Raw genomic sequence first — 13008 nt, forward strand, 5'->3', positions numbered from 1 at the left:
CCCCCCAAATTGCGTCAGTGCAATTCTATCCGCACAGCGGCGAGAAGTACGCGACGTTTGGCGTAAGGATAAGCCCTACAGGCCGAAGAAGATCATGTAGCAGATCTGCACCACGAGCATGATGAGGGCGATGGGGACCTGCTTCTTGATGACACCGTACTCGTCTTTCATGTCGAGAATCGCCACAGGCACGATATTGAAGTTTGCGGCCATCGGGGTCATCAGGGTGCCGCAGAAGCCGCAGGTGAGCGCCAGCGAACCGATGATGGTCGGGTTGGCGCCAAGGGCCAGGACGAACGGCGCGCCGATACCCACGGTCATGACGGTGATGGCGCCGTAGGCGTTGCCCATGATCATGGTGAAGATGGCCATGCCAATGGCGTAGACGATGATGCCGATGACGGCGTTGCCGTCGGGGATGATGCCGCTCACCAGGTTGGAGATGACGGTTCCGACGCCGGCGGCGGTGAAGACGGAGCCCAGGCCGGCGAGAAGGGTCGGCAGCATGGACAGCGGGCCCACGGTGTCGAGCATGCGACGGCAGTCGCCGAGGAACACCTTGGGGTTGTTGGACTTGTTGAACACCATGAGCAGAACGCCGCCCACGACGACGCCGAAGGTCAGGCCTACAAGAGAGCTGATCTTTGTGAACAGGGCAAAGATCAGGGCAAAGCCGCCGATGGCCAGTGACGGGATGAAGATCTTCATGCCGATCTTCTCGAAGTTGCCCTGCATCTCCTCGGCGGTGGGGGTGCCGCCCTTACCCTTGCCGACCTGCTTGATAATGGGGGCAACGCACATGGCAACCAACAGAAGGCCGGCGACCCACTCGGGAATCCACTTGCCCAAAACGAGAAGGGCGCCGAGGATGCACCAGAACGCGGCGGTGCCGGGGCGCTTCTCGTTTGTCTTGTCTTTGGCGTTGATCGCGCCGGTGTAGATGCAGACCAGGCCGATGATGATGTAGACGACCTCCAGAAGCTTGTTGGAAAGCGTGACGTCGGCGCTGGTGAAGTAAGTGATGAAGGCATCCATTACTTCTCACCCCCGTTCTGTGCGGCCACGGGAGCGTGGTACTTGGCGGTCAGGCGCTTGTCGACGATGATGTAGTACACGATGGCGACAAGCGTGGAGATGATGGCGACGGGCACCTCAACGGCGGCGATGTCGATCAGCTCGACGGTGTAGCCGAGCTCAGCCAGCGTGGACTGAACGAGAAGGCCGCCAGAGCCACCTACGAAGAGCACCTGGCCAAAGAACCAGGTGACGTTCTCCATGCCGGCGGCCATGCCCTTGATGGCCTCGAGCTGCTCGTCGGCGATGGGCCGGCCGTCCTCTTCTACCGCAGCCTGGGCCATCGGCATGATAACGGGGCGCACGAAGCCGGCGACGCCGCCGAAGCCCACGTTGAAGGCCGCGAAGATCACGCGGAAGACGCCATAGGCGGCAAGCACGATTCCCGCGGTGGCGCCCTTGAACTTGGACATCAGGGCCGCGGCGGCCTGTTTAAGGCCGTTGCGCTCCAGGGTGCCCGTGATCACGAACGTCATCACGAAGATGAGCATGGAACGGTTGGAGACGAAGCTCTTGCCCATGGTGGACAAGAAGGTCATCGGGTCCATGCCGGACACCACGGCGGTGACGATTGCCGCCGCCATGATGATGAGGATGGAGTCAAGCTTGAGGGCAAAGCCAACAACGACGATGACGATGCCCAGGAGCTTGAGGAGCTCCATAAGATCCATTTGGTCCTCCTCTACTTGGGTTTGCAAGACTCAAGAAGTCTACATAAAGAACGCTTAGAGGGCTAGTCAGAGTCCTCGCAACGACGTTGCGCTATTCTCGAATTGCCGTTTAGATAGAGAGGACACGTGATGGCTTCTAAGCCCCAGACACTGGCAACCACCTCGGCATTCGAGGTCCTGGGCCCCATCATGGTGGGCCCATCGTCCTCGCATACCGCGGGCGCGCTGCGCTGCGCCCAGGTCGCGGCGTCGCTCGTCGACGGGCGCGTCGCGAGCGTGCGCTTCTCGCTCTGGAACAGCTTCGCGCACACGCACAAAGGCCACGGAACCGACCGCGCGCTGGTGGCGGGCATCCTCGGCCTTTCAACCTACGACGAGCGCATCCGCGACGCGTTCGCGCTGGCTGCGGAGGCGGGGCTCGACTACGGGTTCGTCGCAGCCGGCGACGACGCCACCATGCACCCGAACACCGTGGACATCCAGATGAAGAGCGACTCCGGCACCGTGACCACCGTGCGCGGCGAGAGCCTCGGCGGCGGAAAGGTCCGCATCAGCCGCATCAACGGTGTGGGCGTCGACGTGACGGGGCGCTACACGACGCTCTTCGTCGCGCACCGAGACGTGCCTGGTGTGCTCGCCGCGCTGGCAAACCTGCTCGCATATGCGCAGGTGAACATCGCTTTTTGCCGCACCTACCGAACCGAGGAGGGCGGACAGGCCTACACTGTGTTCGAGACGGACGGCGCGCCCGCCGAGAGCGTGCTCGACATGGCCCGCGGCCTCGAGCACGTTGACTTCGCGACGTTCATATCGCTTTCCGGAGCGGGCGCCGTCGTGGGGCCGGGCGTATCGGCCGAGGAGCTCTTCGACGACGGCGAGCAGATGCTGGGCGCTTGCGCCGAACTGGGCCTCTCCATCGGCGGCGTCATGCGCACGCGCGAGGAGATGCTCATCGGCAAGGACGCCGCGGCCTCGGTCATGAAGCGCGTGATAGAGACCATGCGCGACGAGACGACAGCGCCCATCGAGCACCCGACGCGCTCGCTCGGAGGCTTCATCGGCGGTGAGGCAACCGCCGTCAAGACCAATGCGCCTCAGCTCGCGGCGGCGCTTATGGGTGACGTGCAGACCGACGCCGTTGCGCGCGCGATGGCCGTGCTCGAGCGATCGGCCGCCATGGGCGTCATCGTTGCCGCGCCGACGGCGGGCTCGGCGGGCGTCGTACCCGGATGCGTGCTCGCCCTGGCCGATCACCTGGGCGCCGACGACGATGCCGTGGCCGAGGCGCTCTATTGCGCGGCCGCCATCGGGCTCAACATCCAGACCGGCGCCTGCGTCGCGGGTGCCGAGGGAGGCTGCCAGGCCGAGGTCGGAAGCGCCGCTGCCATGGCGGCCGCGGCCTGCGCGCAGCTCATGGGGGCCACGCCCGAGCAGGCCCTCACCGCGAGCTCGCTTACCATATCGAACCTGCTGGGCCTCGTCTGCGACCCCGTGGGCGGTCTCGTCGAGGTCCCCTGCCAGGTCCGCAACGCCATCGGCGTCGCCGCGGCCTTCTCGTCGGCACAGCTCGCGCTTTCGGGCGTGAGAAGCCTCGTGCCCTTCGACCAGGTCGTCCATGCCATGAGCGAGGTGGGCCACGCCCTGCCCGCCTCTCTTCGCGAAACCGCGCGCGGCGGCCTCGCCGCGACCCCCGCCGCCTGCGCAGCCTGCGGCGCCCGCAACTAACGCCGCAACCGGAACCCTCCACAGCCCGAGGGGCCTTTCTCACCGACAATAAACGCCGAGCGTACGGCCGCGCACAAATACGACCCCGAAAGGAGCGGATTTTGTGCCAAGCCGAACGCCCGTCGAAGCGGTGGCGACGACGTGCCCTACTCGGCGGCCTCTGCCGCTGACGCGCCCTCGGAGGCGGCGCGCTCGACGGCCGCGACCTTCGCGCGGTACGCTGCGGCGATGATGTCCACGCACCCTTGGCGCCCGAAGCGGGCGCGGTTCACGATAAGGTCCTTGTGGTCGTGCAGGCCGCACTTGCCCTTCGAGTAGCGCTCATAGAAGAGCTCGCGGCCACGCTGCATCTTCTTGACAAGCTTCTTGGCACGCTTCTCGTCCCAACCGCGCTTGCGGCGAACGATCTCGATGCGGGCCTCGAGCGGGGCCGTGACCAGCACGGATATCTGGTTGGGGTTGTCGCGCAGGATGTAGTCGGAGAGGCGCCCCTCGATGATGCAGGATTTGCACCCCAGCTCCTGGACGACCTCGACCACGTGGGCAAAGAGTTTGTCGCCCGCGGAGCGCGCATCCACCGCGTCGGGCAAGAACGCGAAGAGCTCGGCCGCGCACTGCTCGTCATAGGCGGCGGCATCTGACACGGAGGAACCAGCGCGCTCCGATGCCCGTACCAGCAGCTCGTTATCGTAGAACGGGATGCCAAGCTCCAGCGAGAGCATCTTGCCGATTTCGTGGCCCTCTGCACCGAAGTCACGGGCGATGGTGATGACGACGGGGTATGTATCGGTATCCGGCGAGACGGAATCGGTGTCGATGGACATGGCGACCTCCACTGGTTGAGAACGACCGGGCAAGAGACTATCCCCTCGCCCGCCCCTAGATTACTACGCGGCGACGACGCTGCGCTGGTACATTCGGACGAGCATCGAGATCCCGAAGTTAAGCGCGAAGTACATCGCGAAGATGAGCCCGTAGACCATGAGGACCTGCGAGAGCTCGAGGGCGTGCGCCATGACGACGTTGGAGGTGTACATGAGCTCGGCCACGTTGATGCCCGAGAGGTACGACGAGTCCTTGATCACCGTCGTGCACTGCGAGAAGAGCGCCGGGATGATGCTCTTGAAGGTCTGCGGCAAGATGATGTAGCCCATCGTCTGGAAGAAGCCGAAGCCCTGGCTGCGCGCCGCCTCGAACTGCCCCTTAGGCACGGCGTTCAGGCCGCCGCGCACGATCTCGGCCATAACCGCCGAGGTAAAGAGCGTGAAGGCGATGGTTGAGATCACGATGTCCAGGCCCTGCACGGTGAAGTAGATGAAGAGGATCCACAGCAGGTTGGGCGTGCAGCGGAAAAGCTCGATGTAGGCGCTGGCAATAAGACGCAAAGGCCTGGAGACATAGGCCTTGATCAGCGCGAGGATGGTGCCGAAGATCAGCGAGAAGAAGATGGAGAGCGCCGAGATCTCGATGGTCTTGACGAAGCCGCCCCAGATGTAGAGCAGGTTAGTTGCGGAGAAAATTTCCATGCCTTAAGCCTCCTCTGCGGCGAGCAGCTCGACCTCGGGAAGGTCTTTGGCGCGCGGACGGTCCTTGGAGCGCTTCTCGAACCACTGCACGAGCAGGGCAAGCGGGAAGCAGATGATGAAGTACATGAGGCAGCAGACGATGTAACCCTGCAGATAGCCGTAGAGCGACACGAAGTTGTCGGAGCGATACATCAGGTCGCCGCCGGCCACGAGCGCGAGCACCGAGGTATTCTTGACGAGGTTCAGCGCCTGGTTGCACAGCGGGGGCAAGATAATCTTGAACGTCTGCGGCAAGATGACGTAGGCGTAGGACTGCACGCGAGTGAAGCCCTGGCTCTGGGCCGCCTCCATCTGCCCCTTGGGCACCGCCTCGATGCCCGTGCGGATGACCTCGGAGATGTAGGCCGCGTGGTACAGGCCCACGCCGAGGAAGCCTAGCACGAACGGCGCGATGCGCACGGGCTGATCGGCGCCGGTCACGGCCTGCAGGAACTGCGGGCCCGCCATGTACATAAAGAGCACCTGCACGGGAAGCGGCGTGTTCTGGTAGAACTCGACGTAAACGCGGCTAATGGCGCGCAGGGCACGCGAGCGGGTGGTCGAAAAGACGCCGAGCAGTGTGCCCAGCACGAGCGACAGCAGAAGACCCGCCGCCACGACCTCGAGCGTCACCGCGAAGCCCTCCCAGAAGGGCCCCATGTTGCTGAATGTAGCCGACCAACGCTCGGCGTCGAACAATCCTTCGAGCATATTGTTACCTTTCCTGGCCGCGGGCGCCTACACGAGGCCCCAGGTCGAGACCTCTTCGTCGAGCCAACCGTCGGCGAGCCGATCCTGGACCACCTTGTCGACCACCGCGGAAAGGTCGCAGCCCTTCTTTGTGGCGACGCCGTAGCCCTGCTCGCCGAACTTGACCTCGGGCTGCAAGAGCTCGACGGTGTCGTTCATGTAGCCCGCGAGCGTGGAACGGTCCATGGCGAAGACGTCGATGTTGCCGGCGTCGAGCGAGCTCTTGATGATGGGGTAGCCGCTGAAGGCGCGGAACTCCGGTGTGCAGGTAAAGCCCTCGTCGGCGATCATCTGCTCGATGAGGCCTTGGGTAGTAGCGCCCTGCGAGACCCCGATGACCTTGCCGTCAAGGTCGTTGATGGAGGTGAACCCGGAGCGCTTCTTGACCATGAGGCCCACGTAGTCGGTGCGGTAGGGCGTGGAGAAGTCCCAGCTCTTCTTGCGGGTCTCGGTGATGGTGTAGGTCGCGACGACCATATCGAGCTGGTCGTTGTCGATAAGGGGGCCGCGCGTCTTAGGCGTCACGTCGGTAAACTCGACCAGTTTTTCGGCCTTCGCCTCCTCGTAAGAGACGCCGAAGACCTCAGCGGCAATCTGGTGGCACAGGTCGATCTCCATGCCCTGGAACTCGCCGGTGGCGGTGTCGAGGTAACCGTAGCCGGGGACGTCCTTCTTGACGCCGGCATTCATGTGGCCGCGAGCCTTGATGGCCGCGAGCTTGGAGCCGGAGTCGCCGGCAGCGGATGCGGAGCCGGCGGAGGAGCCACAGCCCGCCGTGGATGCCGCGCCCGCGGCGAGCGCGCCCGCGCCGAGAAGCGCGAGGAAGTCCCTGCGGGAGATGCTCGAAATCGTGTTTCTCATGCGCCCACCGCCTAGTGCAGGATCTTCGAGAGGAAGTCGCGGCAACGGTCGTTCTCGGGGTTCTCGAAGAAGTGTTCGGGCGTGCCGACCTCAAGGATGCGGCCGTCCTCCATGAAGACGACGCGGTCGGCGACCTGGCGGGCAAAGCCCATCTCGTGGGTGACGCAGATCATCGTGATGTTCTCCTGCGCGAGCTCGATCATGACGTCGAGAACCTCCTGGACCATCTCGGGGTCAAGGGCGGAGGTGGGCTCGTCGAACAGGATGATCGGCTGCTTGGTACAGAGGGCGCGGGCGATGGCCACGCGCTGCTGCTGGCCACCGGAGAGGTTCTGCGGGTACTCGCCGGCCTTGTGGGCCATGCCGACTCGCTTGAGCGCGGCCATGGCGATCTGGTTGGCCTCTTCCTTGCTCTTCTTCTGGAGCTTGATGGGGGCCAGGGTCAGGTTTGCGAGCACCGTCATGTTGGGGTACAGGTTGAACTGCTGGAAGACCATAGAGGAGTACTTGCGGGCCATCTCCAGGTGGTTTTTCTTGTTGAGCTCGATGCCGTCGATGGTGATGGTGCCGCTCGTGGGCTCCTCGAGGTAATCGACGCAGCGGATGAGTGTCGACTTACCGGAGCCGGAGGGCCCGATGATGACGACCTTCTCGCCCTCGGCGACGCTGAGGTTCACGTCCTTGAGCACGTGGACGTCGCCGAAGTACTTGTTGAGGTCGCGAATCTCGATCATGTCTGCCATGTGTTCAGTCCTCTCTTTAATCGACGAGAGGACAATACTCTGTGAGCGATGGGATTTTTGGGGCGAACGGTACATTGAGACGAAGAGAAAACGCCGGAGATACGCCTTCGAAACAAGACACACGTCGGTTAACGCGCACGAAATCGCGCTAATATATTTCGAACACTTATCCGTGGGAAGCGTGGCTTCGTGCGCAAGGTCCGGACCGCCCTAAGTCTTGGCCCCGCGGCAATCGGCGCCCTCGCATGCCGCGGACGGCCTTAAAATTAAGCTTAAGCCGTTTTATTTTTCGAAAGGTACCCTTTTGTTCGACTGGACACTCATATCCGAGTATCTTGCGCTGATCTTCATCGCGGTGGTCATTTACTTCTACTACGACAAGCGCCAGATAACCACACCCCGCAGAAGGCTGTTCTGGTCGTGCCTCATCTTGACCACGTCCTCTATCGTCTTGAACATACTCACGATCTGGGTCGACGATATGCACGCGAACGTGCCGCTGCCCATCAACGTCGCGATCAACACGCTCTACTTCGTCTCGAGCGTGGCCATGACCTTGGTCATCACGGTCTACCTGCTCATGCGAGAGTACGAGTTCGTGCACGACAAGCAAGGCGCGAAAATGGCGGGCTACACCGTCGCCGCCTTGGGCGCGATTTACGCGGCCTTGATCGCCACGAACCCCTGGACCGGATGGCTCTTCCATTTCGACGCGTCCGGAGACTATCTCCGCGGGCCCCTCAACCGTATCGTCTACGCGCTGCCGGTGGCCGAGATCATCCTGATCGTCTCCTGCTACCTGCTGCACCGCAAGAGCGTGAGCCTGTCGATGAGAAAGATCGTCCGCTGCGTTCCCATAATCGTCGCGCTGCTGCTCATCTTCCAGCGCATATACCCCGAGCAGCTGCTCAACGGCACCTTCGCCGCCGTGATCATCCTCATCATCTTCATGAACTTCCAGAGCGTGCGGATCGAGGTCGACTCCTTAACCGAGCTCGGCAACCGCTCAAGCTTCACCGCCGAGCTCGCCGCGCGCATCGAAGCCAAGCAGGACTACCAGGTCATGCTCGTGGGTCTCAGAAACTTCTCGGAGATCAACCGCGTCTACGGGCACGCGGGCGGCGACATCGTGCTTTTCCAGGTGGCCCGCAAGCTCGAGGAGCTCTCGCGCGGCGGTTTCGCCTATCGATTCGACGGAGACGAATTCATTGTGCTTCTTCCCCACACTGATGCGGCCGAGCAAGATAGGCGCCTCGACAGAATCGTCTCGGCGATGCGTAAGCCTTGGAGCGTCGACAAAGACCACGCGGTGAGACTCAACGCCGTCATCGTCGAGATGCGCCACCTCGGCAAGCAATGGGGCCCGGAGAACGTGGTGAACCGCCTCGAGTTCTCGCTCGGCGTGGCCAAGCGCGAGAACGCCGAGGTGCTGCGTTTCGACGACCAGATGGCCGAGCGCTACGCCAAGCAGAAGCGTATTCTGCTCAGCATGCAGACCGCCATGCAGCAGAACCGCTTCGAGACTTGGTTCCAACCCCTCTATTGCGCCGAGAACGGCCGCTTCGAGACGGCCGAAGCGCTGATCCGCATGCGCGACGAGAAGGGCAGGCTCGTGTCGCCGGGAGACTTCGTGCCCCTCGCCGAGCAGAGCGACGTCATCGACGACCTCACTTGGATCGTTATACACGGCGCATGCGATCTTCTTCAGTCGGGCGCGATCCCGGAGCTTCGCTACGTCTCGGTGAACCTCACGGCGCGCCAGCTGCTGCAGACGGGGGTAACCGAGCGACTCGCTGCGCTTCTTGACGAGCACGACGTCGATCCGTCGCAAATCAAGCTGGAGATCACCGAGCGTACCGTGACGGAGAACGGAGCCCTGGTCGCGAGCGTCATGGAGGAGATGCGCGGGCGCGGCTTCGAGTTCATGATGGACGACTTCGGCACCGGCTACTCCAACCTCTCGAGCACTGTCTCGATGCCCTTCACCTACGTCAAGCTCGATAAGAGCCTCATCGACGGCATCTGCAGCGACAAGAACTCAAGCCTCATGGTGAGCACTCTCATCCCCTTCTTCCACAAGGTCGGCGAGAAGGTCGTGGCCGAGGGAATCGAGTCCCGCGATCAAGCGCTGGCCGCCATCGACTACGGCGCGGACCGCCTTCAGGGCTTCCACTTCGCCAAGCCTATGCCCGCAGGCGAGCTTTGCCTGTGGTACAGGACGACCGGCAGGCAGTTCAAGCTCTAGGCCCGCCACCGATGACTGTCGCCCGTGGCAGGTCGGACAACCAGCACCCACCCACAAGAACGCGCCAGCGATTTGCGGACAGAGGACAGCCCTCTGTCCGCAAAGTGCTGTCCTCGTCCCCGAATTGCAGGCCGGCCTTCTTGCCATCCTATGCGACAAAAGCACGGAACCCCGCGCTATGCGCCCTAGCGGTAGGTCGTGGACTGGTGGTTCTGGTCCTTGACCACGACGTCGTGCGCGCCGCCCTCGACGATGGAGACGGAGGACACGAGCGTGAGGCGCGCCTTCTCCTGCAGCTCAGATATTGAGTTCGCGCCGCAGTTGCACATCGTGGACTTCACCTTATAGAGCGTACCGGAGACGCCGTCGTGCAGGGTACCGGCGTAAGGAACGTAGGAGTCGACGCCCTCGACGAAGGAGAGCTTGGCCGCGCCGCCGAGGTCGTAGCGCTGCCAGTTGCGGGCGCGCGCTGAGCCCTCGCCCCAGTACTCCTTCATGTACTGGCCGCCGACGTTGACGCGCTCGGTCGGGGACTCGTCGAAGCGAGCGAAGTAACGGCCGAGCATCATGAAGTCCGCGCCCATGGCAAGCGCGAGCGTCATGTGGTAGTCGTAGACAATGCCGCCGTCGGAGCAGACGGGCACGTAGACGCCGGTCTCCTCGAAGTACTCGTCACGGGCGCGGCAGACGTCGATGAGGGCCGTAGCCTGGCCGCGGCCGATACCCTTGGTCTCGCGGGTGATGCAGATGGAGCCGCCGCCGATGCCCACCTTGACGAAGTCGGCGCCGCAATCGGCGAGAAAGCGGAAGCCGTCGGCGTCGACCACGTTGCCTGCGCCCACCTTAACGGAGTCGCCGTAGTGAGCGCGAATCCACTCGATGGTCAGCTTCTGCCACTCGGAGAAGCCCTCGGAAGAGTCGATGCAGAGCACGTCCGCGCCCGCCTCGAGCAGCAGCGGAACGCGCTCGGCGTAGTCGCGAGTGTTGATGCCGGCGCCCACGATGTAGCGTTTGGAGCTGTCGAGGAGCTCGTTCGGGCGGGACTTGTGGGAGTCGTAGTCCTTGCGGAAGACGAGCGAGACGAGGTTGCCGTCGGCGTCGACGATGGGCAGCGCGTTCAGCTTGTGCTCCCAAATGATGTCGTTGGCCACCTTGAGGGAGGTGCCGTCTGGGGCGGTCACGACGCTCTCGGCCGGGGTCATGAACTCGGAGACCTTGCGGTCGCGCGAATCGCGGGAGACGCGGTAGTCGCGAGAAGTCACGATGCCGCAAAACTTGCCGTGGGCGGTGCCGTCCTCGGTCACGGGCATGGTGGAGTGGCCGGTCTTATCGAGAAGCTCAAGGACCTCGGCCAGCGTCATGTCGGGGGTGAGGGTGGAGTCAGAGACGACGAAGCCAGCTTTGTAAGCCTTTACCTCGCGGATCATGGCCGCCTCGGACTCGGCGGTCTGCGAACCGTAGATAAAGGAGACGCCACCCTCCTGAGCAAGCGCGATGGCGAGCTTGGGACCAGAGACGGACTGCATGATGGCAGAGACCATGGGCACGTTCAGGGTAATGGCACACTCCTCGCCGCGCTTGTACTTGACGAGCGGGGTCTTGAGCGACACGTTGGCGGGGATGTTCTCCGCCGAGGAATAGCCGGGTACGAGCAGGTACTCAGAAAAGGTGTGCGACTCGCCCTCGAAGAACGTTGCCATGTGGTCAATCCCCTTTCGCCTGCAGCGCGCAGGTCCCGATTCGCGACATTGCGCGATATTGTATCATCCGCAACAACTATTCGGCCAACGTCACAAATAGCCCACTGACCAGCATTTTGGTGAGGGTGCCTAACCACAAGACAGCACAGATCAAACAGCCCTGCCGCCGAGCTTCCGAGCGCGAGGTCGCGATAGCCTTCAGCGACCCGTAGCCGTAGGCACGCCACAAGCACGTGAGCGAGAAGCGCCCCTCCCTTGCCTCAGGCACAGTTCTGCAGAAAGGGCCCGCCGAAGCGGGCCCTTCCGAAGCTGTTTGAGCACTGAGGTAAGGCAGGGGCGCTTCTCGCCAACCCGCTCGTTACTCAGACCCACCCGCGACAACGTCGCTGAAGTCCACCGCGATGTCGTGCTTGGTCGGCACCCACTCGACCTTTTTAAACAGGGCGGCGACGGTGATGGGGATGTAGGTCATCATGAAAAACGGGAACGTGAAGAGGTTCGTGAAGATGCGCCACTTCTTCTTTGCATGGATGTGCTTGCGCTCAGAAACGGTCGTGATGACGGCCAGGATGAAGAACACGATGTACATTGACGCGAAGGTCATGATGAGCGAGCCTACGCACATCGAGAGCTCGGCGTCGGTGGCGATGAAGCCGTGCGAGAGCGTTCCCACGATAAGGTAAACGGCGTTGATAAAGAACGACAGCAGCGTAAGGATCATGCCCGGCGCGATGGTCATCAGCATGTCGTAAGAAGCGAACTGCCGCTTGCCGATGCCCTTGACGAGGTCTCGCCCGTATGAGAAGAACACCTGGTAGAAGCCCTTGGTCCAGCGCATGCGCTGCGTCCAGGACGCCTTGAAGGTAAGGGGCTGCTCATCGAAGAACTCCGCCGGCGCAAAGCCGATCTGGATGTTGTGCGCGCAGCAGAAGGTGGAGAACTGGATGTCCTCGGTCAAGGTGTGGAAGTCCCAGCCATGCATGCCTCGAACGATCCTCTCCGAAACCATCCAGCCGGAACCGGAGATGGCACAAGAGGTACCCAACATCATGCGGGCGTTGTTGAGGAACTTGGCCTCGCGCAAAAACCACGTGGCGTAGGCCGAGCTCACCCAGCTGGAGTCGAAGTTCTTGGAGTTGCGGTAGCTCGTGCACACGAGGTAGCCGGCGTCGAAGGCCTGGTTCATGACCTTGAGGTAGTCGGGCGCGATGATGTTGTCGGCGTCCATGACGATGAAAGCTTCGTACTTGTCGCCGTACTCGTTGAGGATGCGGTCGAAGCCGTAGTCCATGACCCAGCTCTTGCCCTTGCGAGCGAGGTCGTTGCGGTCCCAGACGATGGCGCCGGCGGCCTCAGCCTCGGCATGGGTGTTGTCGGTGCAGGCGTCGCAGATGACGAAGCAATCGACGAGCTCGCGCGGGTAGTCCTGCGTAAGGCAGGAGCGCACGAGGTTGCCAATGACCGGCTCCTCGTTGTGGGCCGCGATAAAGAACGCGTAGCGATGGTTCTTCTTGGCCTCGGGCAGGCGCACCATACCCTTGATGGCCACGCGAATGATATAGACGATCTGGTAGAAGTAGGCCAGCGTGAAGAACAGCCAGATGATCATGTTGAAGATGACGATCGGCGTGAGCCCGAGCCTGTTGAACTGCATCATAGGGTTCTCCCCCGCTT

11 protein-coding genes are annotated in these 13008 nt (G+C 62.6%); 2 read left to right on the forward strand and 9 right to left on the reverse strand.

Going from position 1 to position 13008, the window contains the following annotated elements; translation table 11 throughout:
* Positions 1–75 precede the first annotated feature (75 nt).
* Together U5709_RS00420 and U5709_RS00425 are read right to left on the reverse strand one after the other, a co-directional pair.
* Complete coding sequence (locus U5709_RS00420; protein WP_321972061.1) at positions 76–1035, reverse strand: DUF979 domain-containing protein; 960 nt, start codon at positions 1033–1035, stop codon at positions 76–78.
* Positions 1035–1745, reverse strand: a complete 711-nt coding sequence (locus U5709_RS00425) for a DUF969 domain-containing protein (RefSeq protein WP_415860331.1) — start codon at positions 1743–1745, stop codon at positions 1035–1037. The genes U5709_RS00420 and U5709_RS00425 overlap by 1 nt, the downstream gene beginning before the upstream one ends.
* Positions 1746–1874: 129 nt before the next feature.
* Here U5709_RS00425 and sdaAA point away from each other — a divergent pair, with 129 nt between their 5' ends.
* A complete protein-coding gene (gene sdaAA / locus U5709_RS00430) occupies positions 1875–3470 on the forward strand; it encodes an L-serine ammonia-lyase, iron-sulfur-dependent, subunit alpha (protein WP_321972062.1) in 1596 nt (531 codons plus the stop codon).
* 146 nt (positions 3471–3616) lie between these two features.
* On the opposite strand, the gene U5709_RS00435 is transcribed toward sdaAA, so the two are convergent.
* The 5 genes from U5709_RS00435 to U5709_RS00455 form a co-directional block, all read right to left on the reverse strand.
* Positions 3617–4294 (reverse strand): cytidylate kinase-like family protein, encoded by a 678-nt coding sequence (locus U5709_RS00435; protein WP_321972063.1) that lies wholly within the window; start codon positions 4292–4294, stop codon positions 3617–3619.
* Positions 4295–4357: 63 nt separating this feature from the next.
* Positions 4358–4996 carry an amino acid ABC transporter permease gene (locus U5709_RS00440; RefSeq protein ID WP_321972064.1) on the reverse strand — a complete coding sequence of 213 codons (639 nt, stop codon included), beginning with the start codon at positions 4994–4996 and terminating at the stop codon, positions 4358–4360.
* A 3-nt stretch (positions 4997–4999) separates the two neighbouring features.
* The gene (locus tag U5709_RS00445; RefSeq protein WP_321972065.1) at positions 5000–5746 is read right to left on the reverse strand and encodes an amino acid ABC transporter permease; all 747 of its coding nucleotides are present in this window, start codon (positions 5744–5746) and stop codon (positions 5000–5002) included.
* A 27-nt stretch (positions 5747–5773) separates the two neighbouring features.
* Entirely contained in the window at positions 5774–6646 is an 873-nt protein-coding gene (locus U5709_RS00450; RefSeq protein ID WP_321972066.1) for a transporter substrate-binding domain-containing protein, read from the reverse strand.
* Between the two features lie 11 nt (positions 6647–6657).
* Positions 6658–7389, reverse strand: coding sequence for an amino acid ABC transporter ATP-binding protein (locus tag U5709_RS00455; RefSeq protein WP_321972067.1), 732 nt, complete (start codon positions 7387–7389; stop codon positions 6658–6660).
* 304 nt (positions 7390–7693) lie between these two features.
* On the opposite strand from U5709_RS00455, the gene U5709_RS00460 reads away from it, so the two are divergent.
* The gene (locus U5709_RS00460; protein ID WP_321972068.1) at positions 7694–9634 is read left to right on the forward strand and encodes a phosphodiesterase; all 1941 of its coding nucleotides are present in this window, start codon (positions 7694–7696) and stop codon (positions 9632–9634) included.
* Positions 9635–9819: 185 nt separating this feature from the next.
* Here U5709_RS00460 and U5709_RS00465 read toward each other — a convergent pair whose 3' ends face one another.
* Both U5709_RS00465 and U5709_RS00470 read right to left on the reverse strand, forming a co-directional pair.
* Positions 9820–11334, reverse strand: a complete 1515-nt coding sequence (locus tag U5709_RS00465; protein WP_321972069.1) for an IMP dehydrogenase — start codon at positions 11332–11334, stop codon at positions 9820–9822.
* Between the two features lie 358 nt (positions 11335–11692).
* Entirely contained in the window at positions 11693–12988 is a 1296-nt protein-coding gene (locus tag U5709_RS00470) for a glycosyltransferase family 2 protein (protein ID WP_321972175.1), read from the reverse strand.
* Positions 12989–13008 lie beyond the last annotated feature (20 nt).

The organism is Paratractidigestivibacter sp., from assembly GCF_963660155.1.
Taxonomy (GTDB): Bacteria; Actinomycetota; Coriobacteriia; order Coriobacteriales; family Atopobiaceae; genus Paratractidigestivibacter.